At 71.4% G+C, this 25,370-nt stretch carries 25 protein-coding genes; 14 read left to right on the forward strand and 11 right to left on the reverse strand.

Features of this window, described 5'->3' with window-relative positions; translation table 11 throughout:
• The first annotated feature begins 65 nt into the window (after positions 1–65).
• Positions 66–704: an alpha/beta fold hydrolase gene (locus BN1187_RS10685; protein ID WP_082034653.1), complete on the forward strand. Its 639-nt coding sequence runs from the start codon at positions 66–68 to the stop codon at positions 702–704.
• 9 nt (positions 705–713) lie between these two features.
• Here BN1187_RS10685 and BN1187_RS10690 read toward each other — a convergent pair whose 3' ends face one another.
• Positions 714–1,280, reverse strand: coding sequence for a DinB family protein (locus tag BN1187_RS10690; protein ID WP_040161566.1), 567 nt, complete (start codon positions 1,278–1,280; stop codon positions 714–716).
• Positions 1,281–1,311: 31 nt separating this feature from the next.
• The gene (locus BN1187_RS10695; RefSeq protein WP_040161568.1) at positions 1,312–2,094 is read right to left on the reverse strand and encodes a biotin--[acetyl-CoA-carboxylase] ligase; all 783 of its coding nucleotides are present in this window, start codon (positions 2,092–2,094) and stop codon (positions 1,312–1,314) included.
• Positions 2,095–2,177: 83 nt separating this feature from the next.
• Here BN1187_RS10695 and BN1187_RS10700 point away from each other — a divergent pair, with 83 nt between their 5' ends.
• The 5 genes from BN1187_RS10700 (at position 2,178) to BN1187_RS10720 (ending at position 7,405) form a co-directional block, all read left to right on the forward strand.
• Positions 2,178–3,752, forward strand: a complete 1,575-nt coding sequence (locus BN1187_RS10700) for an acyl-CoA carboxylase subunit beta (protein WP_040161570.1) — start codon at positions 2,178–2,180, stop codon at positions 3,750–3,752.
• Positions 3,749–3,985 (forward strand): acyl-CoA carboxylase subunit epsilon, encoded by a 237-nt coding sequence (locus BN1187_RS10705; RefSeq protein ID WP_040161572.1) that lies wholly within the window; start codon positions 3,749–3,751, stop codon positions 3,983–3,985. Before BN1187_RS10700 ends, BN1187_RS10705 begins: the two co-directional genes overlap by 4 nt.
• A 10-nt stretch (positions 3,986–3,995) precedes the next feature.
• Positions 3,996–4,592 carry a Maf family protein gene (locus BN1187_RS10710; RefSeq protein WP_040161574.1) on the forward strand — a complete coding sequence of 199 codons (597 nt, stop codon included), beginning with the start codon at positions 3,996–3,998 and terminating at the stop codon, positions 4,590–4,592.
• Between the two features lie 11 nt (positions 4,593–4,603).
• Complete coding sequence (locus BN1187_RS10715; RefSeq protein WP_235750656.1) at positions 4,604–5,530, forward strand: decaprenyl-phosphate phosphoribosyltransferase; 927 nt, start codon at positions 4,604–4,606, stop codon at positions 5,528–5,530.
• 63 nt (positions 5,531–5,593) lie between these two features.
• Positions 5,594–7,405, forward strand: a complete 1,812-nt coding sequence (locus tag BN1187_RS10720) for an acetyl/propionyl/methylcrotonyl-CoA carboxylase subunit alpha (RefSeq protein WP_052462608.1) — start codon at positions 5,594–5,596, stop codon at positions 7,403–7,405.
• A gap of 60 nt (positions 7,406–7,465) precedes the next feature.
• Here the strand turns inward: BN1187_RS10720 and BN1187_RS10725 are convergent, their stop codons facing one another.
• Positions 7,466–8,875: an NAD(P)H-quinone dehydrogenase gene (locus tag BN1187_RS10725; RefSeq protein ID WP_097677331.1), complete on the reverse strand. Its 1,410-nt coding sequence runs from the start codon at positions 8,873–8,875 to the stop codon at positions 7,466–7,468.
• Positions 8,876–8,918: 43 nt separating this feature from the next.
• Here BN1187_RS10725 and BN1187_RS10730 point away from each other — a divergent pair, with 43 nt between their 5' ends.
• The 3 genes from BN1187_RS10730 to BN1187_RS10740 are packed head-to-tail and all read left to right on the forward strand — an operon-like array spanning position 8,919 to position 11,947.
• On the forward strand, positions 8,919–9,725 hold the full coding sequence (locus BN1187_RS10730) for a purine-nucleoside phosphorylase (RefSeq protein ID WP_040161580.1): 807 nt from the start codon (positions 8,919–8,921) through the stop codon (positions 9,723–9,725).
• Positions 9,726–11,375, forward strand: a complete 1,650-nt coding sequence (locus BN1187_RS10735; RefSeq protein ID WP_040161582.1) for a phospho-sugar mutase — start codon at positions 9,726–9,728, stop codon at positions 11,373–11,375.
• Complete coding sequence (locus tag BN1187_RS10740; protein ID WP_040161584.1) at positions 11,372–11,947, forward strand: hypothetical protein; 576 nt, start codon at positions 11,372–11,374, stop codon at positions 11,945–11,947. Before BN1187_RS10735 ends, BN1187_RS10740 begins: the two co-directional genes overlap by 4 nt.
• A gap of 96 nt (positions 11,948–12,043) precedes the next feature.
• On the opposite strand, the gene BN1187_RS10745 is transcribed toward BN1187_RS10740, so the two are convergent.
• The 6 genes from BN1187_RS10745 to fabG form a co-directional block, all read right to left on the reverse strand.
• The gene (locus BN1187_RS10745) at positions 12,044–14,530 is read right to left on the reverse strand and encodes a phosphoketolase family protein (protein ID WP_040161586.1); all 2,487 of its coding nucleotides are present in this window, start codon (positions 14,528–14,530) and stop codon (positions 12,044–12,046) included.
• Positions 14,531–14,731: 201 nt separating this feature from the next.
• Positions 14,732–16,060: an SPFH domain-containing protein gene (locus tag BN1187_RS10750; protein ID WP_082034655.1), complete on the reverse strand. Its 1,329-nt coding sequence runs from the start codon at positions 16,058–16,060 to the stop codon at positions 14,732–14,734.
• Positions 16,061–16,119: 59 nt separating this feature from the next.
• Entirely contained in the window at positions 16,120–16,596 is a 477-nt protein-coding gene (locus BN1187_RS10755) for an NfeD family protein (protein WP_040161588.1), read from the reverse strand.
• Between the two features lie 32 nt (positions 16,597–16,628).
• Positions 16,629–17,414, reverse strand: coding sequence for an ABC transporter ATP-binding protein (locus tag BN1187_RS10760; protein WP_040161591.1), 786 nt, complete (start codon positions 17,412–17,414; stop codon positions 16,629–16,631).
• Between the two features lie 55 nt (positions 17,415–17,469).
• Positions 17,470–18,243: an enoyl-ACP reductase FabI gene (fabI, locus tag BN1187_RS10765; RefSeq protein ID WP_040161593.1), complete on the reverse strand. Its 774-nt coding sequence runs from the start codon at positions 18,241–18,243 to the stop codon at positions 17,470–17,472.
• 36 nt (positions 18,244–18,279) lie between these two features.
• Positions 18,280–18,999 (reverse strand): 3-oxoacyl-ACP reductase FabG, encoded by a 720-nt coding sequence (gene fabG, locus BN1187_RS10770; protein ID WP_040161596.1) that lies wholly within the window; start codon positions 18,997–18,999, stop codon positions 18,280–18,282.
• An 86-nt stretch (positions 19,000–19,085) separates the two neighbouring features.
• Here fabG and BN1187_RS10775 point away from each other — a divergent pair, with 86 nt between their 5' ends.
• The 5 genes from BN1187_RS10775 to BN1187_RS10795 all read left to right on the forward strand — a co-directional run bounded on the left by BN1187_RS10775 (position 19,086) and on the right by BN1187_RS10795 (position 23,151).
• Positions 19,086–19,433, forward strand: a complete 348-nt coding sequence (locus tag BN1187_RS10775) for a DUF3099 domain-containing protein (RefSeq protein WP_052462609.1) — start codon at positions 19,086–19,088, stop codon at positions 19,431–19,433.
• Between the two features lie 5 nt (positions 19,434–19,438).
• Complete coding sequence (locus BN1187_RS10780) at positions 19,439–20,302, forward strand: SURF1 family cytochrome oxidase biogenesis protein (protein ID WP_052462610.1); 864 nt, start codon at positions 19,439–19,441, stop codon at positions 20,300–20,302.
• 4 nt (positions 20,303–20,306) lie between these two features.
• Complete coding sequence (locus BN1187_RS10785) at positions 20,307–21,065, forward strand: SDR family oxidoreductase (protein WP_040161599.1); 759 nt, start codon at positions 20,307–20,309, stop codon at positions 21,063–21,065.
• Between the two features lie 4 nt (positions 21,066–21,069).
• On the forward strand, positions 21,070–21,780 hold the full coding sequence (locus tag BN1187_RS10790) for a putative RNA methyltransferase (protein ID WP_097677332.1): 711 nt from the start codon (positions 21,070–21,072) through the stop codon (positions 21,778–21,780).
• A gap of 159 nt (positions 21,781–21,939) precedes the next feature.
• Positions 21,940–23,151, forward strand: coding sequence for a M20 metallopeptidase family protein (locus tag BN1187_RS10795; protein ID WP_040161602.1), 1,212 nt, complete (start codon positions 21,940–21,942; stop codon positions 23,149–23,151).
• 6 nt (positions 23,152–23,157) lie between these two features.
• On the opposite strand, the gene BN1187_RS10800 is transcribed toward BN1187_RS10795, so the two are convergent.
• A complete protein-coding gene (locus BN1187_RS10800; protein ID WP_040161606.1) occupies positions 23,158–23,652 on the reverse strand; it encodes a DUF456 domain-containing protein in 495 nt (164 codons plus the stop codon).
• 52 nt (positions 23,653–23,704) lie between these two features.
• Entirely contained in the window at positions 23,705–25,306 is a 1,602-nt protein-coding gene (locus BN1187_RS10805; RefSeq protein ID WP_040161608.1) for an ABC-F family ATP-binding cassette domain-containing protein, read from the reverse strand.
• Positions 25,307–25,370: the final 64 nt, after the last annotated feature.

Genomic DNA, 25,370 nt, shown 5'->3' on the forward strand with positions numbered 1-25,370 from the left:
GGCCCGCGGTGTTGCCCGCGAGGCGCCTCGGCCGCGCGAGTGCCGGGAACCGGTACCGTCTGCTCATGCGCCTTCTCGTCTTTCTGCATGGTGTCGGGCAGATGCCCCAGGTCTGGCAGGACCAGGTGAGCGCCATGCCGGGTGACTTCCGCGCTGTCGCGCCGTGGCTGCGCGGCACGCGTCCCGGACGCCCCGAGCCCTTCGACCTGGACGCCGCGGCCGACGACGTGCTGGGCATCCTCAACCAACAGGGCGTCGAGACCATGGCGCTGTGCGGGATCTCGGCCGGCGCGGCGGTGGCGCTGCGGGCGGCGACGCGCTCGCCCGAGGCCGTGTCGCACCTGGTGCTGACCGGCACGCAGATCGTGACGCCGTCGGCGTCCGCCTTGCGCGCGCAGCGCCTCGCCCTGCGGTTCACGCCCACCCGGATGCTGCGCAGCCGCGGCATCGACAAGCAGCGCACGATGGACACGCTCGCCCACCTCGAGGAGCTCGACATCGACGCGGGCCTCGACACCGTCACCGCGCGCACCCTCATCGTCACCGGCGACCAGGACAGGCCGGCGCTGGAGGCGGCGTCCGACCTGGCCGAGCGCCTCGCCGACGCCCGGCTCGAGGTGGTCGAGGGTTCCGGGGCGGACGTCCCCGTGCAGCAGCCGGCCGCGTTCAACGACCTTCTCTACGGGTTCCTCGCCCAAGGCTGAGGCGCCGGTTCACCGGAACCGGCCGGCGACGTCCTCCAGTCGCGCGCGCTGCGCGTCCCAGCCCTCCGGCGGGACGCCGAGGTTGTCGTTGACCTGGGTGAGCCCCACGGTGCAGTCGGCGAGCTCGCGCAGAATGTCGGCCTGGCCCGCGTGCCGGCTCACGTCGTAGGTGACGTGCACCAGCAGGGCCCCGAGCGTCGTCTCCCCGCGCGGCCCCCACCAGGGCACGTGGCCCGGGGTGTCCAGCGGGAGCTCCCGCACCGTCTTCGTGACGTAGTCGCCCACGCGGCGGTACAGGGCGATGATGTCGCCGACCGTCTCGTCCTCGGTGAGGTAGAGGTCGGCGTTGGGATCGTCGTCGTGTCCGAAGCCGGGCACCTCGATGCCGGGGTCGCGGCCGAGGACCTCGCCGAAATAGCCGTGCTCGACGAGGGCGCAGTGCTTGACTAGCCCCGCGAGGCTGGTGCCCGTGCGGGTGCGGGGCCAGCGCGCCTCTCGTTCGGAGAGCCCCTCGACCTTCCAGATCAGGGACGTGCGCGCGGCGGTCAGGTAACGGAGCAGAACGTCGGTGTCCATGCCGCGGAGTATCGCATCCGCGTCCGACAGTTCAGCGACCGGGCCGGCGCAGGTGGACGACGTCGCCCGAGGAGAACTCGCGACGCCCCTCCGGCGTGTCCACGACCAGCGAGCCGTTCTCGGCGACGTCGACGGCCACCCCGTGCACGATCCGGTCGTCGTGGATGTGCACCGCGACCTGCGCGCCCAGCGTCGAGCAGTGCTCGCGGTAGCGCGGGCGCAGAGACTGGCCGGCGTCCCAGCGGGTGAAGAGGTCCTCCAGCGACGTCAGCACCGCCACGGCCACGTCGGTGCCGGAGGCGTCCGATCCCTCCAGCCGGACCGAGGTCGCGGTGGGCACCGGCAGCTCCTCGGCGCGCAGGGCGACGTTGATCCCCATGCCGAGGACCGCCGCCGCGCCCCGGGACGCCGGGACCGCCTCGCACAGGATCCCGCAGATCTTGCGGCCGCGGACGAGCACGTCGTTGGGCCATTTCAGCGTCGCGGGCAGCCCGGTGGCCGCCTGCAGCCCCTCGCACACGGCGACCCCGGCCAGCAGCGACAGCCAGCCCCAGGCCCGCATCCCGCGGCGCGGGTACAGCAGCGCCGACATCGCGATCGAGCGGTCCGGCGGAGCCTCCCACACCCGGTCGAACCGGCCGCGGCCGGCGTTCTGGTAGCCGGTGATCAGCACGAGCCCCCCGGGCACGCCCGCCTTCGCCCGCGCCGCGACCTCGGCGTTTGTGGAGGGCACCACCTCGGCGAGCTCGATGTGGCGCCACAGGCCCCCTTCGAGTCGTGCGGCGAGCGAGGCGCCGTCCAGGAAGTCACTCACGCCGACCGATGTTAGGCCCGGCGCGTCGAGAACTGTCCTCGACTACGGCCCCAAGCGGGTCGATTGCGGATAATGTTCGGGGCATGGAGATCGACATCCACACGACCCAAGGGAAGATCGCCGATCTCGGGGCCCGTATTGACGCCGCCGTCAATCCCAGTTCCCCCGAAGCGATCGAGAAGCAGCACGCCCGCGGCAAGATGACCGCGCGCGAGCGCATCCACGCGCTGCTCGACGAGGGCACCTTCGCCGAGTTCGACGAGTTCTCCCGGCACCGGTCCACGGCCTTCGGCATGCAGAAGAAGCGTCCCTACACCGACGGCGTCATCACCGGCGTCGGCGCCATCAACGGGCGCCCGGTCTGCGTGTTCAGCCAGGACGTCACCATCTTCGGCGGCGCGCTCGGCGCGGTCTACGGCGAGAAGATCGTCAAGATCCTCGACTTCGCGATCAAGACCGGCTGCCCCATCATCGGCATGAACGAGGGCGGCGGCGCGCGCATCCAGGAGGGCGTGGTCTCCCTCGGCCTCTACGGCGACATCTTCAAGCGTAACACGCTGGCGTCCGGCGTCATCCCGCAGGTCTCCCTCATCATGGGCGCGGCGGCCGGCGGCCACGTCTACGGCCCCGCGCTCACTGACTTCATCGTCATGGTCGATCAGACCTCGCAGATGTTCATCACCGGTCCCGACGTCATCAAGACCGTCACCGGTGAGACGGTCACGCTCGAGGAGTTGGGCGGCGCGCGCACCCACAACACCAAGTCGGGCAACGCGCACTACCTAGCCGCCGACGAGACGGACGCGATCGAGTACGTCCGCGACCTGCTGACCTACCTGCCCCAGAACAACCTGGAGGATCCGCCGGTCTTCGACGAGAACGAGGTCGACCTGACCATCACCGACCACGACCGCAAGCTCGACGCGCTGATCCCGGACTCCCCGAACCAGCCGTACGACATGCGCGAGGTCATCAAGACTGTGCTCGACGACGACGAGTTCCTCGAGGTTCAAGAGCTGTACGCCGGCAACATCGTCGTCGGCTTCGGCCGCATCGAGGGCCGCTCCATCGGCATCGTCGCCAACCAACCCACGGTGTTCGCGGGCTGCCTCGACACGAAGAGCTCCGAGAAGGCGGCGCGCTTCGTCCGCACGTGCGACTGCTTCAACATCCCGGTGCTGACGTTCGTCGACACCCCGGGCTTCCTGCCCGGCACCGACCAGGAGTACGACGGCATCATTCGCCGCGGCGCCAAGCTGATCTACGCCTACGCCGAGGCGACCGTGCCGCTGCTGACCGTCATCACCCGCAAGGCCTACGGCGGCGCCTACGACGTCATGGGGTCGAAGCACCTGGGCGCGGACGTGAACCTCGCCTGGCCGACCGCTCAGATCGCGGTGATGGGCGCCGAGGGCGCGGTCAACATCCTGTACCGCCGGGAACTCGCCGACACCGACGACCCGACCGCCCGTCGCGCGCAGCTCGTCCAGGAGTACAACGACGAGCTCGCCAACCCGTACGTGGCGGCCGAGCGCGGCTACATCGACCAGGTCATCTATCCGCACGCCACCCGAGAGACCGTCGTCCGCGTGCTGCGGCTGCTGCGCACCAAGCGTCAGCAGCTTCCGCCCAAGAAGCACGGGAACATCCCGCTGTGACCGCGCAGGCAGAGCAGGCCCCGGGCCCGGCGTTCCGGGTCGTCGGCGGAAACCCCACCGACGAGGAGCTGGCGGCGCTCGCCGTCGTGCTGTCGTCGCTGCGCCGCGAGCGCGGACGTCCGCACGCCCCCGAGAACCGGGCCCAGGTGAGCGGCTGGAAGTCGTACTGGGCCAACGTCCGGCAGCCCTTCTACCCCGGCCGGGACGCCTGGCGCGCCACGATCCGCCGGTGAGGACGCCCCCGTGCGGCTGATCCTGGCGTCGGCCTCCCCGGCGCGCTTGCAGACGCTGCGCGCCGCGGGCGTCGATCCGGTCGTGCACGTCTCCGGCGTGGACGAGTCGGGCGTGCGCGCCCCGAGCGTCGCCGAGACCACCGCGACGCTGGCCACGCTGAAGGCGCAGGCGGTGTTGGCCGAGGTCGGCCCGCTCGCCCACGACCTGATCGTGGGCTGCGATTCCCTGCTCGAGCTGGACGGCCGCGCCGTCGGCAAGCCGGGCAGCCCCGAGGCGGCCGCGGAGGTCTGGCGGCGGCTGCGCGGGCGCACCGGCGTCCTGCACACCGGCCACCACCTCGCCGGACCCGCCGGCCACCTCACTCGCGTCGGCTCCACCGTCGTCCACTTCGCGGACGTCAGCGACGCCGAGATCGACGCATATGTCGCGACCGGCGAGCCGGTCTGGGTGGCCGGCGCGTTCGCGATCGACGGCTACGGCGCCGCGTTCGTGCGCGGGATCGAAGGTGACCCGCACAACGTCGTCGGGATCAGCGTCCCCCTGCTGCGCGAGATGCTCGCCGAGCTGGGAGTGGCGTGGCACGACCTGTGGCGACCCGCAGGCTAGGCTCACCGCTTGTGTCCGACTCCGACATCGACCTGACAGACGGCGATTCCGACGTCGTTCCACGGCGCCCGATCCTGCCGGCGCCGGTGCGGGCGATGCGGCCCAAACAGTGGGTCAAGAACGTGCTCGTGGTCGCCGCTCCCGTGGCCGCCGGGCGGCTGTTCGACCCTCGGGTGCTCGGCGCCACCGCGTGGGCGTTCGTGGCTTTCTGCCTGGTCAGCGCGTCGGTCTACCTCGTCAACGACGTCCGCGACGTCGAATCCGACCGGCAGCACCCGAAGAAGCGGTTCCGCCCGATCGCGGCGGGCGAGCTCAAGCCGTCCACCGCGCTCGTCATGGCCGTCGTCAGCCTCGCGGTGAGCCTGGCGCTGGGCTGGTGGGTGGCTCCGGCGCTGGCGGCGGTCCTGGCGTCCTACTGGGTGCTGCAGGTCGGCTACTCGCTCTTCCTGAAGAACCAGCCGATCATCGACCTCGCCATGGTGGCGTCCGGTTTCCTGCTGCGCGCGATCGCCGGCGGAGTCGCGTCCGGCATCCCGCTGTCGCAGTGGTTCCTGCTGGTGGCGTCCTTCGGGTCGCTGTTCATGGTGGCGGGCAAGCGCTACTCCGAGATGGTCGAGCTCGGTCCCGAGGCCGGCACGCGGGCGTCCCTGCGGCGGTACACGCCCAGCTACCTGCGGTTCGTCTGGGCGGTCTCCTGCAGCGCGGTGATCATGTCTTACAGCCTGTGGGCGTTCGAGCAACGCCCCCACGAGCCGCTGTGGGGGGTCAACTGGACGGCGCTGTCCATCGCGCCGTTCACGCTGGCCCTGCTGCGCTACGCGATGACGATCGACACCGGCGGCGCGGGTGAGCCGGAAGACGTGGTCATCAACGACCGCATGCTGCAGGCGCTGGCCGTCCTGTGGATCATCCCCGTCGCCATCGCGGTCTTTCTCTAAGACGAATCCGGGGCGGGGACGCCAAACGCTGACGCTGACGGTGTCGTGGCCCTAGACTCCGAGATGGACGTTGCCGCGCACTCGCGTCAGGCTTTTCAAGGAGGAACAGTGCCTATCACCAAGGTCTTGGTGGCCAACCGAGGCGAAATCGCGGTCCGGGTGATCCGGGCGGCGGCGGACGCAGGCTTGGCCAGCGTCGCCGTTTACGCCGATCCCGACGCGGACTCGCTTTTCGTCAAGCTCGCCGACGAGGCGTTCGCGCTGAACGGGTTGTCCCCGGCGCAGACCTACCTCGACATCGCCAAGCTGCTGGACGTCGCCGAGCGGTCCGGGGCGGACGCGGTGCACCCCGGGTACGGCTTCCTCGCGGAGAACGCCGACTTCGCCCAGGCCGTCATCGACGCCGGGCTGACGTGGATCGGCCCCCCGCCCGAGGCCATCGAGAACCTGGGCGACAAGGTGAAGGCCCGGCACATCGCGCTCAAGGTGGGCGCGCCCCTCGTCCCCGGCACCGCCGACCCGGTGGCGAACGCCGACGAGGTGCTGCAGTTCGTCGACGAGCACGGGCTGCCCATCGCCATCAAGGCCGCCTTCGGCGGCGGCGGCCGCGGCCTGAAGGTCGCTCGCAAGCGCGAAGAGGTCGCCGAGCTGTTCGACTCCGCCACCCGCGAGGCCGTCACCGCGTTCGGACGCGGTGAGTGCTTCGTGGAGCGCTACCTCGACAAGCCGCGCCACGTCGAGACCCAGTGCCTCGCCGACAAGCACGGCAACGTCGTCGTGGTCTCCACGCGTGACTGCTCGCTGCAGCGCCGCCACCAGAAGCTGGTCGAGGAGGCCCCCGCCCCCTTCCTGTCCGACGAGCAGCTCGAGAAGCTGTACTCGTCCTCCAAGGCGATCCTGAAGGAGGCCGGCTACGTCGGCGCGGGAACCTGCGAGTTCCTCGTCGCGCAGGACGGCCTGATCTCGTTCCTCGAGGTCAACACCCGCCTGCAGGTCGAGCACCCCGTCTCCGAAGAGGTCTCCGGCCTCGACCTCGTCCGCGAGATGTTCCGCATCGCCGACGGCGAGGAGCTCGGCTACGACGACCCGGAGCTGCGCGGTCACTCCATCGAGTTCCGTATCAACGCCGAGGACGCCGGCCGCAACTTCATGCCCGCCCCCGGCACGCTGGTCAGGTGGGTGCCGCCGACCGGCCCCGGCGTCCGCGTCGACTCCGGTTACCTCGAGGGCATGGCCGTCCCCGGCTCCTTCGACTCCCTGGTCGCCAAGATCATCGTCACGGGCGCCGATCGCCAGCAGGCCATCGAGCGTGCTCGGCGCACCCTCGACGAGACCGTCCTCGACGGTATGCCGACGGTGATCCCGTTCCACAAGGTCGTGCTGCGCGACCCCGCCTTCACCGCGGAGGACGGCAACTTCGGCGTCTTCACGAACTGGATCGAGACCGAGTTCGACAACACCGTCGAGCCCTACACCGGCACGCTGGGCGAGTCCGATGAGGACGAGAAGACCAGCTACGTCGTCGAGGTCAACGGCAAGCGCGTCGAGGTCCGTGTCCCGGCCGGCTTGGCCGCCCCCGCCGCAGGTCGCGCGTCCGGGCCCAAGAAGCCCACGAAGCGCAGCCGCAGCGGTGCCACCGCCCAGGCTCCGTCGACGAACGCGCTCACGTCCCCGATGCAGGGCACGATCGTCAAGGTCGCGGTCTCGGACGGCGACGAGGTGGCCGAGGGCGACCTGATCGTCGTGCTGGAGGCCATGAAGATGGAGCAGCCGCTCAACGCGCACCGGGCCGGCGTCGTCAAGGGCCTCAGCGCCGAGGCGGGCAGCACCGTCGGCAGCGGCGAGGCGATCTGCGAGATCGTCGACGCGGAGTGACCCCCTGACCTCCGACGGCCCCGGCGTGATCGCCGGGGCCGTCGTGGTTGTGGCGAGCGATCAGTACAGCGACTCGTCCACCCCGCCCGTGTGCAGACGGCGGGACGCCTCGGCGATGGAGCCGGACAGCGAGGGGTAGACGGTGAACGACTGGGCGGCCTCGTCGACGGTGATCTTCGAATTCACGGCCATCGCCAGCGGGTAGATCAGTTCGCTGGCTTGCGGCGCCACGATGACGCCGCCGATGACGATGCCGGTGGTCGGGAGGCAGAAGACCTTGATGAAACCGTCCCGGAGGCTCTGCATCTTCGCGCGGGCGTTGGAGCGCAGCGGCATCACCACGGTGCGCGCCGCGACCAGGCCCGCGTCGATCTCGGCCTGCCCGACGCCGACCGTGGCGATCTCGGGCGCGGTGAAGACGTTGGACGAGATCGAGCGGAGGTTGAGCGGCGAGACCGCGTCGCCCAGCGCGTGCCACATGGCGATGCGGCCCTGCATCGCCGCCACGGACGCCAGCGCGAACACCCCGGTGCAGTCGCCGGCCGCGTAGACGCCGCGGGCGGACGTCCGGGAGACCTTGTCGACCACGATGTGCCCCGACTCGCTGACCTCGATGCCCGCCTCGGCCAGCCCCAGGTCCTCGGTGTTGGGGATGGCGCCGACGGCCATCAGCACGTGGCTGCCCTCGATCTCGCGGCCGTCCTGCAGCCCGACGATCACCCCGTCCTCGGTGCGCCGGGCGCTGTTGGCCCGCGACTCGGACAGGATCGTCATTCCGGTCGCCTCGAAGACCTCCTGCAGCACGCGCGCCGCGTCGTCGTCCTGGCTGGGGAGCACCTGGCGACGCGACGAGACCAGCACGACATCGACGCCGAGCGCGTTGTAGGCGCTCGCGAACTCGGCGCCGGTGACGCCCGAGCCCACGACGATCAGCCGCTTCGGGGGCTCGGTGAGGTTGTACATCTGCGTCCAGTTGAGGATGCGCTCGCCATCGGGCATCGCGTCGGGCAGTTCGCGGGGCCGTGCGCCGGTCGAGACCAGGATGATGTCGGCGTCCAACCGCTCCTCGGCGCCGTCCTCCGCCGTCACGACGACGTGCTCGGTGCCATCGAGCCGGCCGGTGCCCTTGATGAGGCGCACGCCCTCGGTCTCGAGGCGCTTGGCGATGTCGCCACTCTGCGCGGACGCCAGCCGGAGCACGCGGTCGTTGACTGCCGCCATGTCGACGGCGACGTTCTCCTGCAGCGTCCCGCCCTGCGTGGCGCGCAGCCCGAGCGCCTCGGCGCCCCGCACCTTCTCCATCACCTCGGACGCCGCGATCAGCGACTTCGAGGGGACCACGTCCGTCAGCACCGCCGAGCCTCCCAGGCCCTTGTTCTCGACGATCGTCACGCGACCGCCCAACTGCGACGCCACCAGCCCCGCCTCGTAGCCGCCCGGGCCGCCTCCGATAATCACCACGTCTACCATGCGGCTCATTCTTCCAGAGGACGGGCTTCGTTATAGTCGGCGCGTGAATGACTTCGACGACCCGACGGCAACGGCGCACGAGGCGGCCGGCGAACTGCGCCGGCGGCTGGGAATCGACGGTATCGATGTGGGGCTGGTGCTGGGTTCCGGCTGGGCCACCGCGGCCGAGGGGCTCGGCGAGCCGATCGCCGAGTGCCCGCTGGCGGAACTCCCCGGCTTCAGCGCCCCCGTCGTGGCCGGCCACGGCGGCCAGGCCCGCGCGGTGCGCACCCCGGCCGGGCGGATCGCGCTGATCCTCACCGGGCGCACCCACTTCTACGAGGGACGCGGCGTCGCGCCGGTCGTTCACGGCGTCCGGACGGTCGCGGCTGCGGGCGCCACCCGCCTCGTCCTCACCAACGGTTGCGGCGGCCTCAACCCGGCCTGGACGCCCGGCACGCCCGTGCTGATCAGCGACCACATCAACCTCACCGCCGTCTCGCCGCTGCGGGGCGCCACCTTCGTCGACCTCACCGACGCCTACAGCCACGCCCTGCGCACGCTCGCCCGTGGCGTCGACCCGGGCCTCGACGAGGGCGTCTACGTCCAGTTCCCCGGGCCGCACTACGAGACGCCCGCCGAGGTGCGGATGGCGCGCACGATCGGTGGCGACCTCGTCGGCATGTCGACGGCCCTGGAGACCATCGCCGCCCGCGAGGCCGGGCTCGAGGTGCTGGGCATCTCGCTGGTCACCAACGCCGCCGCCGGCCTCGCCGGGGAACCGCTCAGCCACGCCGAGGTCGTCGCCGCCGGGCAGGCCGCCGTCGGCCGGCTGCGCACCCTGCTCGCCGGCCTGCTGGAGGTGCTCTAGATGCTGACCGAGGCGACGCTGGCCGCGATCCGATCCTGGCGCGAGGACGACCCCGACCCGGCCACGCAGACAGCGCTCGACCACCTGGTGGCCCAGGCCGCGCAGGGAGACGCCGACGCCGAGGCCGAGCTGGCGGACGCCTTCGCGGGGCCGCTGACGTTCGGCACCGCGGGGCTGCGCGCCGCGCTCGGCCCCGGGCCCGGGCGCATGAACCGGGTCGTCGTCGCGCACGCCGCCGCCGGCCTGGCCCGCCACCTGATCGCCGCCGGCGCGCCGGACGCCCGCGTCCTCGTCGGCTACGACGCCCGCTACAACAGCGACGTGTTCGCCCGCGACACCGCGGAGATCCTCGCCGGGTACGGGCTTCGCCCCCTCCTCACCGAGACCCACGTCCCGACGCCGGTGGTCGCGTTCGGAATCGGGCACCTCCTGTGCGAGGCCGGCGTGGTCGTCACCGCGTCCCACAACCCGCCGCAGGACAACGGCTACAAGGTCTACGTGGGCGGCAGCCAGATCGTCCCGCCCACCGACGCCGAGATCGCCGCGCAGATCGCGCAGGTCAGCGCCGAGCCGACCGCGGCGCTCCCCCGCTCGACCGACTACGAGACCGTCGGCGACGAGCTGCTCACCGCCTACGTCACGCGGGCCGCGTCGCTGATCGGCGCGGACGACCCGCGCGAGCTGACCTGGGTCTACACCCCGATGCACGGGGTCGGGGCCGCCGTCGTCACCCGCGTCCTCGACAAGGCCGGCCTCCCCGCGCCGCACCTGGTCGCCGAGCAGGCCGAGCCCGATCCCGCGTTCCCCACCGTCTCCTTCCCGAACCCCGAGGAGCCGGGTGCCCTCGACCTGGCGCTGGCTCTGGCCCAGCAGCAGGACGCCGACCTGGCCGTCGCCAACGACCCCGACGCCGACCGCTGCGCGCTGGCGGCCCCGTTCGCGGACGGCTGGCGGATGCTCACCGGTGACGAGCTGGGCACCCTGCTGGCCGACGACGCCCTGCGCGCCGGACGGGCGGGCACGTACGCGTGCTCGGTGGTGTCCAGCACGCTGTTGGGGACGATGGCCGAGGCCCACGGCCAGCCGTTCGCGACCACGCTGACCGGCTTCAAGTGGATCGGCCGCGTCCCCGGCCTGACCTTCGGGTACGAGGAGGCGATCGGCTACTGCACCGACCCGCAGGCCGTCGCCGACAAGGACGGCATCTCCACGCTCGTGCGCATCCTCGGGCTGGCCGCCCGGCTGCGGGCCGAGGGAAGCACCGTCGCCCGTCGGCTCGACGAGATCGCGGGCCGCTACGGGCTGCACCTGACCTCGCAGCTGTCGTTCCGCGTGCGCGACCTGACGCTCATCTCCGGCGCGATGTCGCGGCTTCGCGAGACGCCGCCCACCCGGCTCGCCGGCGAGGGCGTCGCCGTCAGTGACCTGTCCGCCGGCTGGGGCGGTCTCCCGCCCACGGACGCGGTGCTGCTCGAGGGCGCCCGGGTGCGGGCCGTCGTCCGGCCGTCCGGTACCGAGCCGAAGCTGAAGTGCTACCTGCAGGTGCGGCTCTCCCCCGCCGAGTCCGCTGACCTTCCGGCCGCCCGCCGCCAAGCCGGCGATCTGATGGAGACCGTCCGGGCCGAGGTCGCCCAGGCGCTGGCCCTGTGACGCGCCTGGTGCTGTTGGCCGGGCCGTCCGGCAGCGGGAAGTCGCGGCTCGCGCGCCAGGTGGACGCGCTCGTCGTCCGGCTCGACGACTTCTACCGCGACCAAGACGTTCCGGGGTTGCCCCGGGTGCACGGCGTCATCGACTGGGACGACATCGCCACCTGGGACGCCGCCGGCGCGCTGGCCGCCCTTCGGGCGGTTCTGGACGACGGCGTCGCCGACGTCCCCGTCTACGACATCACCGCGAGTCGGCGCACGGGCACGCACCGGCTCGCGCTGGACGGCCGCACCCTGGTGATCGCCGAGGGGATCTTCGCGATCGAGCTGCTCCCGCTCGCGCGGGCCGCTGGGTTGCCCGTCGAGGGGTACTACCTCGACCGGCCCCGCACCCTGGTCGCGGCGCTGCGGCTGCGCCGCGATCTACACCAGCACCGCAAGCCGGTGCGCGTCCTGCTGCGCCGGGGCGCGGCGCTGTGGCGCGCCCAGCCGGCGCTGTGGCGCCGGGCCATGGCGGCCGGCTTCGTCCCGGGCACCCTGCGCGCGATCGTCGCCCGGCTGCGCTCCGACACCTGACCGGCCGCCCGGTCCCCGCCGGACACGACGAGGGGCCGGCGCCTTCCGGCACCGGCCCCTCGCTCCCCCGCGACCGCGGGAGGGTTCAGTCGATCATCACTCGTTGTCGCCGCCGGTGGTGGCGGTGGCCCCCACCTTGCCGACGGCGTCGCCGGCGTCCGGCCACACCCAGTCGGCGATCTCCGGCAGGTCGGTGCCCCACTGGTTCGCGTAGGCGCGCGCCTCGATGCGACGGTCCGCCATCTCCTGGCGGAGACCGGCGTAGCGCGACCGCAGGCTCGGGACGCGATCGATCACGTCCATCACCAGGTGGAAACGGTCGATGTCGTTGCGCATGCACATGTCGAACGGCGTCGTGGTCGAGCCCTTCTCCTTGAAGCCACGCACGTGCAGATTGGCGTGGTTCGTGCGGCGGTAGGTCAGCCGGTGCACCAGCCACGGGTAGCCGTGGAAGGCGAAGATCACCGGCTTGTCGGCCGTGAACACGGTGTCGAAGTCGTGGCTCGACATGCCGTGCGGGTGCTCCTTCTCGTCCTGCAGGCGCATGAGGTCAACCACGTTGACCACGCGCACCTTCAGGTCGGGGATGCTCTTCTCGAGCAGCTCCGCCGCGGCCAGCGTCTCCAGCGTGGGGACGTCGCCGGCGCAGGCCAGCACGACATCCGGATCCTCGCCGGCGACCTCGCTGCCAGCCCAGTCCCAGATGCCGATGCCGCGCGTGCAGTGCGCGATCGCCTCATCCATGCTCAGGAACACCGGCTCCGGCTGCTTGCCGGCGACGACCACGTTCACGTAGTTCTTCGACCGCAGGCAGTGGTCGAACGTCGACAGCAGCGTGTTGACGTCCGGCGGCAGGTAGACGCGGGTGACGCGCGGGGACTTGTTCAGCACCACGTCCAGGAAGCCCGGATCCTGGTGGCTGAAGCCGTTGTGATCCTGGCGCCACACGTGCGAGCTGAGCAGGTAGTTCAGCGACGCGATCGGACGCCGCCAGCCGATGTCCTCGGTGGACTCGAGCCACTTGGCGTGCTGGTTGAACATCGAGTCGACGATGTGGATGAACGCCTCGTAGGAGCTCATCATGCCGTGGCGACCGGTGAGCAGGTAGCCCTCGAGCCAGCCCTGGCACTGGTGCTCGGACAGCATCTCCATGACCTGACCCTGCTGGTCGATGAAGCTGTCGTCGTCGTCCAGGAACTCCGCCATCCACTGCTTCTCGGTGACCTCGTAGACGTCCTGAAGCCGGTTGGACGCCGTCTCGTCGGGGCCGAAGATGCGGAAGTTGTCCGGGTTCTGCTTCGCGATCTCGCGGAAGAACTTGCCCAGTACGCGCGTCGACTCGACCATCGGGCCGCCGTGGCCCTCGGTCTCGATGCCGAAGTCGCGGAAGTCGGGCATGAGCAGGTCGCGGAGCACCAGGCCACCGTTGGTGGACGGGTTCGCCGACATGCGCAGGTCGCCCTCCGGCTTCAGCGCGTCGAAGCGCGCCTCGAGCTTGCCCTCCTCGTCGAACAGCTCATCCGGCTTGTAGGACTTCAGCCAGTCCTCGAGCAGCTTGAGGTGCTCGTCGGTGTCGCGGGCGTTGGACAGCGGCACCTGGTGCGAGCGCCAGGACGCCTCGGCCTTCTTGCCGTCGACCGACGCGGGGCCCGTCCAGCCCTTGGGGTGACGGAAGACGATCATCGGCCAGATCGGCCGCTCGCAGTCCTTCGGATCGACGCCCTCGTTCGCCTTCTTGATGTCGGCGATCTTGTCGAGGGCCTCGTCGAGCACCTTCGCGAAGCGCTTGTGCACCTCGGCGTGGTCCTCGTCGGCGTCCACCTCGAAGAGCAGCGGCTCCCAGCCGTAGCCCTTCATCAGCGAGACCAGCTCTTCCTCGGGGATGCGCGCCAGGACGGTCGGGTTGGCGATCTTGTACCCGTTGAGGTGCAGGATCGGCAGCACGACGCCGTCGGTGACGGGGTTGAGGAACTTGTTGCTGTGCCACGCGGTCGCCAGCGGGCCCGTCTCGGCCTCGCCGTCACCGACAACGGTGAAGGCGATCTGGTCGGGGTTGTTGAACATCGCGCCGAACGCGTGCGACAGCGAGTAGCCCAGCTCGCCACCCTCGTGGATGGAGCCGGGGGTCTCGGGCGCGACGTGCGACGGGATGCCGCCCGGGAACGAGAACTGCTTGAACAGCTTGCCCACGCCGGCCTCGTCGCGGGTGATGTTGGGGTAGACCTCGGTGTAGGTGTCCTCGAGGTAGGTGTTCGCCACCAGACCGGGGCCGCCGTGGCCGGGGCCCGCGATGTAGATCGCGCGCAGCTCGCGCTCGATGATGGCGCGGTTGAAGTGCGCGTACAGGAAGTTCAAGCCCGGGGTGGTGCCCCAGTGGCCCAGCAGGCGGCGCTTCACATCGTCCTTGGTCAGGGGGCGCCGCAGCAGCGGGTTGTCCAGCAGGTAAATCTGCCCCACCGAGAGGTAGTTCGCGGCACGCCACCAGCCCTCGAGAAGGTCGACGGTCTCGTCCGTGATGGTCTCCGGTGCGTCGTCTGGGCGCCGGCGCCACGCTGACGCGGTCTGCGTCGTGTTGGTGGACATCTCACTCCATTCGCAATTTGTCGTTGGTCCTGCCGTCGGCGGGGACGCCACAGGTGCGCGGCCTCCCTGCCGACGATCAAGTCATCCGTCATTCTTGCCCATCCACGCGGCCGAGGGCCACGGGTGGACAACGGTTGCCGCGCTTCGCCGCCGGAATGTCACCTGCTGGTCACCGCGGCGTCGGTTCGGGCGGCCGGCAGATCAGTCGCGGCCTTCCTCGGTGGCCGGCGGGGTGGCCGAGGAGGACTCGCCCCCCGATGCAGGCTGGCCGGTCGGGGGCTCGGAGACCTCCTGCGTCTGCTGCGGCGCCGCGCTGGCCGTGGAGGCCGCCGCGGGCGCGGCTTCCGGATGGTCGGCGTCCTCCTCGAGCGGCGTCAGCTCGAGGGCGGCCTGCTCGGAAGCTCCGGCGGCCGCGGCGTCCAGCTGCGGCGCCTCGTCGCCGCGACGCCGGCCGCGCAGCGAGCTGGACCCGGCGTTCTCGATGCGCTGCGCCTCGGCGATCGCCTGCTCGACCGAGCGCTGCGAGTCTTTGGCGTCGCTGTCCTTCTGCTGCTCGATCTCGGCGAAGACGTCCACCTTCTCCGGGGCGGTGAACTGGCTCGGATCGGTCGCGTTGAACTGCTTGGCCAGGCTCCCGACGGTCGTCCCGAGGCCCTTGAGGGCGTCGTTCAGTTCGGAGGGCACGATCCAGACCTTGTTGGAGTCGCCCTTGGCCAGCTCCGGCAGCATCTGCAGGTATTGGTACGACAGCAGTGCCTGATCGGGCTGTCCCGCGTGGATCGCGTTGAACACGGTGGTGATGGCCTGCGCCTCGCCCTCGGCCCTCAGCATGGACGCCTGCCGGTCCGCCTGCGCCCGCAGCACCGCAGACTCCCGCTCGCCCTGGGCGCGCAGGATCGAGCTCTCCCGGTCGCCGGACGCGCTGAGGATCTGGCTCTGCCGCTGACCCTCCGCCAGGAGGATGGAGGCGCGCTTGTCGCGCTCGGCGCGGGCGCCCTTCTCCATCGCGTCGCGGATCGTGGCCGGCGGCTCGACCGACCGCAGCTCCACGCGATTGACCTTGATGCCCCACTTGCCGGTCGCGTCGTCGAGCACCGCGCGCAGCTTCTGGTTGATCTCCTCGCGGCTCGTCAGCGTCTGCTCCAGGTCCATGCCGCCGATGATGTTGCGCAGCGTGGTCTGGGTGAGCTGCTCGATCGCCTGGATGTAGTTCTGCGCCTCGTACGCCGCGCGCACCGGGTCGACGACCTGGAAGTAGATGACGGAGTCGATGCTCACCATCAGGTTGTCCTCGGTGATCACGCCCTGCGGCGGGAACGGGACGACGGTCTCCCGGGTGTCGATGTTGTGCGCCACCCGGTCGACGATGGGGACGATCAGGTGCAGGCCGGGATCGAGCGTCTTGTGGAACCGGCCGACACGCTCGACGACGCCGATGCGCATCTGGCGGATCACCCGGACCGACGAGACCAGCGCGACGACGGCGACCACGACGACGATGATGATCAAGATGAGCGAGACGAAGGGCATGGGGACCTCCTGTGGGGCTTTGTCTCACCCTACAGCCCACCCTTGAGGCGGGCGGGGCATCAGGACGGGCTGCCGCCCGTCAGCGGCCGGTGGCGCGGGTAGACGACCGCCGTGACGCCGTCGACCTCGAAGACCTCGATGACGACGCCCGGCTCGATGTCCTCGCCGTCGTAGCTGCGCGCGCTCCACGCCTCGCCGTTCACCTTGATCTCGCCGCCGGACGCCGTGACCTGCCGGGTCACGGTCCCTTCGCTACCCACCATCTTGTCGACGGAGCTGCGGTAACCCGGGGAGAGCTGGAACCGGCGACGCAGCATCGGCCGCACCAGGAAGAGCGTGATGAACGCCACGGCCACCGCGACGAGCACCTGCGCCCACAGCACGCCGGGCAGGACGATCGCCACGACGCCGCCGGCGAGGGCGCCGGAGGCGAGCATCAGCAGCGTCAGGTCGAGGGTGAGCATCTCGGCGGCGGCCAGCACCCCGGCGAGGGCGAACCAGATCGCCCACCAGTTCTCCTGCCACCACTGCGGCATGTCGTCCTCCCCGGCGGTTGGTGCGCGACCGCTCAGGTCAGCGCGCGGGCACTCCAGCGGCCGTCGGACTCGGTGAGTTCCAACGGCAGATCGAACGTCTCGCTCAGTTTCTCGGCGGTCAAGACGTCCGCGATGTCGCCGGCCGAGACGATCCGGCCGTCCTTGAGCAGCAGCGCGTGCGTCATGCCCGCCGGGATCTCCTCCAGGTGGTGCGTGACGAGCACCATGGCAGGCGCCTCCTCGTCGGCCGCGATGCCGCCCAGCGTGGCGACGAGCCGCTCGCGTCCGGCCAGGTCGAGCCCGGCCGCGGGCTCGTCCATCAGCAGCAGCTCGGGGTCGGTCATCAGCGCGCGGGCGATCTGCACCCGCTTGCGCTCGCCCTCGCTCAGCGTGCCGAAGGTGCGCTTGCTCAGGTGGGCGATGTCGAGCTGCTTCATCAGCTGCCCGGCGCGGGCCAGATCCATGGCGTCGTAGCGCTCGTTCCAGCGGCCGACGACGGCGTAGGCGGCCGACACCACGACGTTGCCGACGGCCTCGCCCCGCGGGATGCGATCGGCCAGCGCCGCCGAGGCGACGCCGATGCGCGGACGCAACTCGAAGACGTCCACGGCGCCCAGGTACTCCCCCAGCAGCTGCACGAAGCCTCGGGTGGGGTGCAGGGAGGCGCTCAGCAGCTGCAGCAGCGTCGTCTTGCCGGCGCCGTTCGGACCGATGATGACCCAGCGGTCACCCTCGTTCACCCGCCAGTCGATGTCGTCGAGAAGGGTGGCACCGCCACGGACGACGGACACCCCGGCCAGCTCAGCGACAGATTGCATGGGGCTCAATCTACCCGCCGCTCCCCTCGCGCGTGCGGACGCCGCACGGGGCTGGTCAGGCTCCCGTGGAGTGGAGGCCGCCGTCCACGTGGATCATCTCGCCCGTGGTGGAGGCGAACCAGTCCGACAGCAGCGCCACGACCGCCTTGGCCGCCGGGGTGGTGTCGGTGGCGTCCCAGCCCAGCGGAGCGCGCTCGGCCCAGATGTCGTTGAACGAGGACGACCCCGGGATCGCCTTCTTGGCGATGGTGTCCAGCGGGCCGGCCGAGACGATGTTCGACCGGATGCCCTGCTCGCCGACGTAGCGGGCCAGGTAGCGCGAGGCGCTCTCCAGGGCCGCCTTCGACACGCCCATCCAGTCATACGACGGCCACGAGATGCGCGCATCGAACGTCATGCCGACGACCGAGCCGCCCTCGCCCATCAGCGGCAGGCAGGCGCGGGTCAGGCTGACCAGCGAGTACGCGGAGATCTGCAGCGACGTGCCGACGTCGCCCCACTCGGTCGACAGGAACGCGCCGCCGAGCGCCGTCTCGGGGTTGGCGAAGGCGATCGAGTGGACGAGGCCGTCCAGGTGGTCGAAGCCCTGCTCCCGCAGCGCATCGGCGAGCCCGGCGAGGTGCTCCTCGCTGGTGACGTCCAACTCGAGGACCGCGGGCTCCGGGTCGAGCTTCTTCGCGATGCGCCTGGTCAGCGACAGCGCGCGCCCGAAGTTGGAGATGACGACGCTCGCGCCCTCGGCCTGCGCGATCTCCGCCACCTTGTAGGCGATGGAGTTGGTCATCGTCACGCCGGTGACCAGGACGTTCTTGCCTTCGAGGATTCCCACGGTGCTTCCCTTCTCGCTGGAACTACGGTTCTCGGTTCAGTGCCCCATGCCGAGGCCACCGTCGACCGGGACGACCGCGCCGCTGATGTAGCGGGCCTGGTCGGAGGCGAGGAAGGCGACCGCGGCGGCCACGTCGTCGGTGGACCCGAGCCGTCCGGCCGGGATCTGGGCGAGGTACTCGGCGCGGCGCTCCTCGGGGAGGACGGCCGTCATCTCGGTCTCGATGAAGCCGGGCGCGACGACGTTCGCGGTGATGCCCTTCCTGCCGACCTCGCGCGTCAGCGCGCGGGCCATGCCGATGAGGCCGGTCTTGGTGGCGGCGTAGTTCACCTGGCCGGGCGTACCGTGCAGGCCGACGACCGAGCCGATGAAGACGAGACGTCCGCCCTTCGCGCGCAGCATCGAGCGGGTGGCGCGCTTGGCGACGTGGAAGGCGCCCTTGAGGTTGACGTCGACGACGGCGTCCCAGTCGTCGTCGGACATCCGCAGGATGAGGGTGTCGCGCGTGATGCCGGCGTTGGCCACGGCGACGGTCACGGGCCCGTGCGCCTCCTCCGCGGCGGCGAACGCGGCGTCGACCTGGGCGGCGTCGGTGACGTCGCAGGCCACACCGAGCGCGCCCGCGGGCGCCTCGCCGCTGGTGCTGGCGCAGGTGACGCGGTGGCCGTCGGCCAGGAACCGTTCGACGATGGTGCGGCCGATGCCCCGGCTGCCGCCGGTGACCAGGACGCTGCGGGGGGATGCGGTCTCGTTCATCGGGCACACGCTACCGCAGCGCCCCCTGGTGGGAACGGCGCCGACGCGATGCGGCGCCATCGCCGGGCGCGCGTAGAGTGGCCGCTATGGCAGGGAGGGCTACGCACCCGCGTCCGACGCTGATCACCAGCGCCCGGAAGCCGCGCAGCCTCGACGCCGACGAGCGGCAGAAGCGCTACCTGATCACCATGTCGTTCCGCGTCGCCTGCTTCCTCTTCGGCTGTTTCCTGCCGTTGCCCTGGAACTGGGCGGCGTTCATCGCCGCGGCGATCCTGCCGGGCGTCGCGGTCATCTTGGCCAACGCCATCGATCGGCGCACGGTGGTCGAGCAGGACGACGCGGAGCCGACGCGGTACGCCGCGCTGCCCCCGGGGCTGATCATCCCCGGCGACGTGGACGACAAGGACGAACGGCCGAAGGAGGAGCCGCAGTGAGGACGATGGGCGCGAGCCGCGACCCCGACAGCAAGCCGTGGGCGCGCTGGATCATGATGGGCGTCTTCGTCGTCGCCCTCGCGCTGCTGTTCGTGCGGCTCGGCGAGTGGCAGCTCGACCGGCTCGACCAGCGGCGCGCCCGCAACGCGGTCGTCGTCGAGCACGAGAACAAGCCCGTCGCCGACTTCGCGTCCGTGATGAACCGGCCGATCACCGAAGCCGACCAATGGCAGCGCGTGCGCGTCACCGGGACGTTCGACGCCTCCCATCAACTGCTGGTGCGCTACCGCTCCAACGGCGACCAGACCGGCTGGGAGGTCGTCACCCCGCTGCGCGCGACGGACGGCCGCACCGTGCTGGTCGACCGCGGCTTCGCCCCGCGGCCGCCCGGCCAGGACTTCCCGCCGCCGGCCGCGCTGCCGGCCCCGCCGTCCGGGCAGGTGAGCGTCGTCGGCCACGTCCGCCGCAACGAGCAGGGCGCCGACAACGCGACCGTCCCGCTGGAGGGCTCGGTGCGGCTCATCAACTCCGTCAAGATCGGCGAATCAATGGGCGTTCCGCTGGTGGACGGCTACATCGGCCTGCTGGAGGTGCAGCCCGCGCAATCGGGTGGCCTCTCACAGGTGGAACCGCCGCCCCTGGACGAGGGCCCGCACCTGTCCTACGCGCTGCAGTGGTTCTCGTTCACCGCCATCGCCGCGATCGGGCTGGTGATCCTCATCCGCAACGACGTCCGCGACCGCCGCAAGGCCCGGGCGAGGCGCGAGGACGCCCGCGCGGCCGCGGCGTCCGGCGGCGAGAGCCACGACGCCCCGCTGGCCGCCGTCCCCGACCACCCGACTGATTCCAGCACCGCACCGAAGGAGTAACCCCATGGATCTCGGACTGACCGGCAAGGTCTTCCTCGTCACCGCCGCCTCCAGCGGCCTGGGTAAGGCGACGGCGCAGCAGCTCGCCGCCGAGGGCGCGAAGGTGTTTCTCGTTGCCCGCGGCGAGGAGAAGCTGGCCGCGCTGACCGCGGACCTCGGCGAGGACGCGGCCGCGTACCTGGCCGCGGACCTGGGCGAGCCCGGCACGGCCGAGAAGGTCGCAGCCGCGGCCGTGGAGCGGTTCGGACGCCTCGACGGCGCCCTCGTCAGCGTCGGCGGGCCGCCCAAGGGCCGCGTCCTGGACGTCGCCGACGACACCTGGACCGAGGCGTTCAACTCGGTGTTCCTGGCCGCCGTGCGCACCGCCCGGGCGGTCGTCGCGGCCGCCGCCGGCCCTGTCTCGCTCGCCTTCGTGCTGTCGAGCTCGGTGAAGTCCCCTCTTCCAGAGATGGCCCTGTCGAACGGCATGCGCCCCGGCCTAGCGATGGTGCTCAAGCAGCTCGCCGGCGAACTCGGCCCGCAGGGCTCCCGCGTCGTCGGGCTGATGCCGGGCACCATCCAGACCGCACGCATCGATTTCCTCACGGGTCAGGCCGACGACCCCGCCCAGGCGCTGAAGGATATGGGCGCCGGTGCGGCGCTCAAGCGCGTCGGCCAGCCCGAGGAGTTCGGCCGCGTCGCCGCCTTCCTGCTCTCGGACGCCGCGTCCTACGTCACGGGCTCGATGATCCCGGTCGACGGCGGCAGCATCCCGGCCCTGTGACCCGATGACGCTGTCCGCGGCGCGCGGCCTCCTCGCCTGCCCGGTCTGCGGGTCGGCGCTGGGGCCCGCCGAGCGCGCGCTCGGCTGCGCGCGGGGACACCGCTACGACCTGGCGAAGCAGGGCTATGTGAACCTGCTCGGCTCCGCGCCGCCCGCGAACGCCGACACCGCCGCGATGGTCGCCGCCCGGGAGCGGTTCCTCGCGACCGGGCACTACCGCCCCATCGCGGACGCCGTCGCGGGCCGACTGGCGCATTCGTCCGTGATCGCCGAGGTCGGCGCCGGGACCGGGTACTACCTGGAGGCCGCGCTCGATCGGAACCCCGCCGCCCGCGGGGTCGCGATCGACGTCTCGGTCGCCGCCGCGAAGCGCGCCGCGAAGGCGCATCCGCGGGCGGCCTCCGTCGTCGGGGACGTCTGGGCGGGCCTGCCGCTGCTGTCCCGCCGGTTCGCGGCGGTGCTGTGCGTCTTCGCCCCGCGCAATCCCCAAGAGTTCGCCCGCGTGCTGACCCCCGGCGGGCTGGCCGTCGTCGTCACCCCCGCCCCGCACCACCTGGAGAACCTGCGCGAGCGTTACGCGCTGCTCGGCGTCGAGCCGGACAAGGACGACCGGCTGCTGAAGTCGACGTCGGGGTTCCTCGAGCCGGTGGCGCGCACGACGCTCGACTACGAGGTGGACGCCGCCGCCGGCGACGTCCGCGACCTCATATCATGATGGGGCCGAACGCCTTCCACGAGCCCCACGCCGACGTCACCGCGGGACCGGTGCGCGTCAGCGTGACCGTGTGGTTGTTCCGCAGCCCCGGCGAACACGGCTGAGGTCCCCGTGCGCCCCCGGGGGGACGTGACCCCGCGGCGCTAGAGTGGGCGCGCCATGACCTCTGCCTCCGATCTCCTCGACCAGCTCACCGCGGGCATCGACCGCGTCCAACCCGAGGCGCGCAAGCTGCGCCGCCTCATCCACCGCCACCCCTTCGTCGGCGGCGAGGAGGCACCGACGCGACAGACGCTGCACAGCCAGCTCGACTGGCTCAGTTGGCGTCCGGTCGCGGGCACCGGAATGTACGGGCGCCTCGGTCCGGACGGTCCCGCCATCGGCCTACGCGCCGAGTTGGACGCCCTTCCGGTCCAGGAGCGCACCGGGCTCGACTGGGCCTCCGCGCGGCCCGGCGTCATGCACGCCTGCGGCCACGACGTGCACATGGCGGCGCTGTGGTCGCTGCTGCAGGCCGCGCAGGGGGTGGAGCTGCCCGTGGCGATGGTGCCGGTCTTCCAGCCGCGCGAAGAGATCTCTCCGTCGGGAGCCAACGACGTCTGCTCGGCCGGCGTGCTGGAGGAGCACGACATCCGCGCCATGCTCGGCGTGCACGTGCAGCCGCGGGTCCCGGCCGGAGTGATCTCGACCGGTGCGGGCGCCGTCAACGCCGCGTTCGACGAGTTCCACATCACCGTGCACGGCCAGCCGGGCCACGGCGCCTACCCGCACGTCTCGCTCGACCCCATCGGCATCCTCGCCACGATCATCACGGGCCTGGGCGACCTGGCCGGGCGGTCGATCGACCCGACCCACCCGACGGTCATCTCCGTGGGGAAGATCGGTGGCGGCACCGCCCCGAACGTCATCGCGGGCAGCGCGTCCTGCATGGGGACCGTCCGCACGACCAACGACCGCGACCGCGAACAGGTGCACGCGGAGATCCGGCGGCTCGCCGAGCTGTCCGCCGCGGCGCGCGGGGCGACCGCGGACGTCCGCGTCGTGACCGGCGGCGCGATGCTCTACAACGACGACGCGCTCGTGCACGTCATCGATCCCCTCATCGAGCACACGGGGGTGCGGCTGGCGCGGCGCCCCTTCCGCTCGTGCGGTTCGGACGACTTCTCGGCCTACTGCGAACGCATCCCCTCGGTGATGATGTTCGCCGGCACGGGAACCCCGGCGGCGATGACCGACCGCGTCCAGGTGGGGCTGCACCACGAGCGCTACCTTCCCGACGAGGAGGCGATCAGGCTGGCGGCCTACGCGCTGGCCTGCGGGTACGTGGGCGCGGTGGAGATGGGACGCCCGCGCGTCGGCGACAGCGACTGAGCAGGATCACAGGAACGACGTCAGCACGCTGACCGCTAGCACGACGGCGGCCGCCAGCCCGCAGCACAGCTCGATGAGCATGCCCGCGCCGACGGATTTCACCGCGGCCCAACTGGTCGACAGCGCCGTGTTGAGATCGCGCACCCGGACGTACTCGGTGACGAGCAGGCCGGCCACGAAGCCGATCGGAAGCCCCAGGAACGGGATGACGAACAGCCCGACGACGCCGGAGACCAGCCCGATGACGACGGACCGGTTGGGGATCTGCTTGGCGCGCAGCGTCCGTCCCGTCAGGACGTACTGCGACCCCATCCCGACGGCGACGAGCACCATTCCGGCGGCGAAGGCGATCCAGCCCCAGGGCGAACCGCCCCAGATGGCCCACACGAGCAGGCCGAGCGCGATCGTCACGCTCCCGGGAAGGACGGGGACGACGATGCCCACGACACCGATCGCCACGAGCAGGACGGCCACCACGGCGGCGATCACGGCGGAAGTCACGGCGACAGTCTAGAGGGCCACCCGGACACCCCCGACGCGGCAGGGTCTGGCGTCAGGCCAGGGAGACCAGCTCGGCGTACTCGGGGCTCCACAGGTCCTCGTCGCCGTCGGGGAGCAGGAGCACCCGGTCGGGATCCAGCGCGTGCACGGCCCCCTCGTCGTGGGTGACGAGGACGACGGCGCCCGCGTAGGTGCGGACCGCGTTGAGCACCTCCTGGCGGGATGCCGGGTCGAGGTTGTTGGTCGGCTCGTCCAGCAGCAGGACGTTCGCCGCCGACACCACCAGCATCGCGAGCGCCAGCCGGGTCTTCTCGCCGCCGGACAGGACGCGCGCCGGCTTGTCCACGTCGTCACCGCTGAACAGGAACGACCCCAGGATCTTGCGCACCTCGGTGTCGTTGAGGTCCGGCGAGGCCGTCTTCATGTTGTCCAGGACGCTGCGGGAGACGTCCAGGGTCTCGTGCTCCTGCGCGTAGTAGCCGAGCTTCAGCCCGTGGCCCGGCACGACGCGCCCGGTATCCGGCTCCTCCAGGCCGGCCAGGAGCCGCAGCAGCGTCGTCTTGCCGGCGCCGTTGAGGCCGAGCACGACGACCTTCGCCCCGCGGTCGATCGCGAGGTCGACGCCGGTGAAGACCTCCAGCGACCCGTAGCTTCGCGACAGGTCCTCGGCGGTCAACGGCACGCGGCCGCACGGGGCCGGGTCGGGGAAGCGGATCTTGGCGACCCGGTCGGCTGCCCGCTCGTTCTCCAGGCCCGCGACCAGCCGCTCGGCCCGCTTCGCCATGTTCTGCGCGGCGACGGCCTTGGTGGCCTTCGCGCGCATCTTGTCGGCCTGCGCCATCAGCTGCTCCGCCTTGCGCTCGGCGTTGGCGCGCTCGCGGCGGCGACGCTTCTCGTCGGTCTCGCGCTGCATCAGGTAGCGCTTCCAGTCCATGGAGTAGACGTCGAGGACGGCGCGGTTGGCGTCCAGATGGAACACCTTGGTGACCGTGGCGTCGAGCAGGCCCGTGTCGTGGGAGATCATCAGCACCGCGCCGGCGTACGTCTGCAGGTAGCCGCGTAGCCAGATGATCGAGTCGGCGTCCAGGTGGTTCGTCGGCTCGTCGAGCAGCAGCGTGTCGGCCCCCGAGAACAGGATGCGCGCCAGCTCGACACGGCGGCGCTGGCCACCGGACAGGGTGCCGATCTCCTGGTCGAGCACCCGCTCGGGCAGGCCCAGGTTCGCGGCGATCCGGGCGGCCTCCGACTCGGCCGCATAGCCCCCCGCCGCGGCGAGCTCGGTCTCCGCGCGGGTGTAGGACGCCATCGCCTTCTCGCGCTCGGCGTCCCCGGACGCCTCGGCCATCGCGGTCTCATAGGTGCGCAGCCGCCGGATGATGTTGTCGAGGCCGCGGGCGGCGAGGATGCGCTCACGAGCGAGCATGTGCAGGTCGCCGGTACGGGGGTCCTGAGGGAGATAGCCGATCTGACCGGTGCGCTGGATCGTGCCGCCGGCGGGCAGCGCCTCGCCGGCCAGAATGCGGGTGAGCGTCGTCTTGCCGGCGCCGTTACGGCCCACCAGGCCGATGCGGTCGCCTCCGGCGATCTGGAACGAGACGGGCTGCAGCAACGTCCGGGCGCCGACCTGGACCTCCACCTCACGCGCAACAATCACGAGGAGCCACTCTACCGGCCGTCCTGAGCGCCGCCGCGTCGTCACCTGGGCGGGTGGCGGAGCG

This window comes from Nigerium massiliense, from assembly GCF_000826085.1.
GTDB lineage: Bacteria > Actinomycetota > Actinomycetes > Propionibacteriales > Propionibacteriaceae > Propioniciclava > Propioniciclava massiliense.

Excerpts from the sequence above, each read along its gene's own strand:
- BN1187_RS10685 (WP_082034653.1), top strand. The coding sequence starts at position 66 with ATGCGCCTTCTCGTCTTTCTGCATGGTGTCGGGCAGATGCCCCAGGTC.
- BN1187_RS10690 (WP_040161566.1), bottom strand. The coding sequence starts at position 1,280 with ATGGACACCGACGTTCTGCTCCGTTACCTGACCGCCGCGCGCACGTCC.
- BN1187_RS10700 (WP_040161570.1), top strand. The coding sequence starts at position 2,178 with ATGGAGATCGACATCCACACGACCCAAGGGAAGATCGCCGATCTCGGG.
- BN1187_RS10720 (WP_052462608.1), top strand. The coding sequence starts at position 5,594 with ATGGACGTTGCCGCGCACTCGCGTCAGGCTTTTCAAGGAGGAACAGTG.
- BN1187_RS10725 (WP_097677331.1), bottom strand. The coding sequence starts at position 8,875 with ATGGTAGACGTGGTGATTATCGGAGGCGGCCCGGGCGGCTACGAGGCG.
- BN1187_RS10735 (WP_040161582.1), top strand. The coding sequence starts at position 9,726 with ATGCTGACCGAGGCGACGCTGGCCGCGATCCGATCCTGGCGCGAGGAC.
- BN1187_RS10745 (WP_040161586.1), bottom strand. The coding sequence starts at position 14,530 with ATGTCCACCAACACGACGCAGACCGCGTCAGCGTGGCGCCGGCGCCCA.
- BN1187_RS10750 (WP_082034655.1), bottom strand. The coding sequence starts at position 16,060 with ATGCCCTTCGTCTCGCTCATCTTGATCATCATCGTCGTCGTGGTCGCC.
- BN1187_RS10755 (WP_040161588.1), bottom strand. The coding sequence starts at position 16,596 with ATGCCGCAGTGGTGGCAGGAGAACTGGTGGGCGATCTGGTTCGCCCTC.
- BN1187_RS10760 (WP_040161591.1), bottom strand. The coding sequence starts at position 17,414 with ATGCAATCTGTCGCTGAGCTGGCCGGGGTGTCCGTCGTCCGTGGCGGT.
- fabG (WP_040161596.1), bottom strand. The coding sequence starts at position 18,999 with ATGAACGAGACCGCATCCCCCCGCAGCGTCCTGGTCACCGGCGGCAGC.
- BN1187_RS10775 (WP_052462609.1), top strand. The coding sequence starts at position 19,086 with ATGGCAGGGAGGGCTACGCACCCGCGTCCGACGCTGATCACCAGCGCC.
- BN1187_RS10780 (WP_052462610.1), top strand. The coding sequence starts at position 19,439 with ATGGGCGCGAGCCGCGACCCCGACAGCAAGCCGTGGGCGCGCTGGATC.
- BN1187_RS10785 (WP_040161599.1), top strand. The coding sequence starts at position 20,307 with ATGGATCTCGGACTGACCGGCAAGGTCTTCCTCGTCACCGCCGCCTCC.
- BN1187_RS10790 (WP_097677332.1), top strand. The coding sequence starts at position 21,070 with ATGACGCTGTCCGCGGCGCGCGGCCTCCTCGCCTGCCCGGTCTGCGGG.
- BN1187_RS10795 (WP_040161602.1), top strand. The coding sequence starts at position 21,940 with ATGACCTCTGCCTCCGATCTCCTCGACCAGCTCACCGCGGGCATCGAC.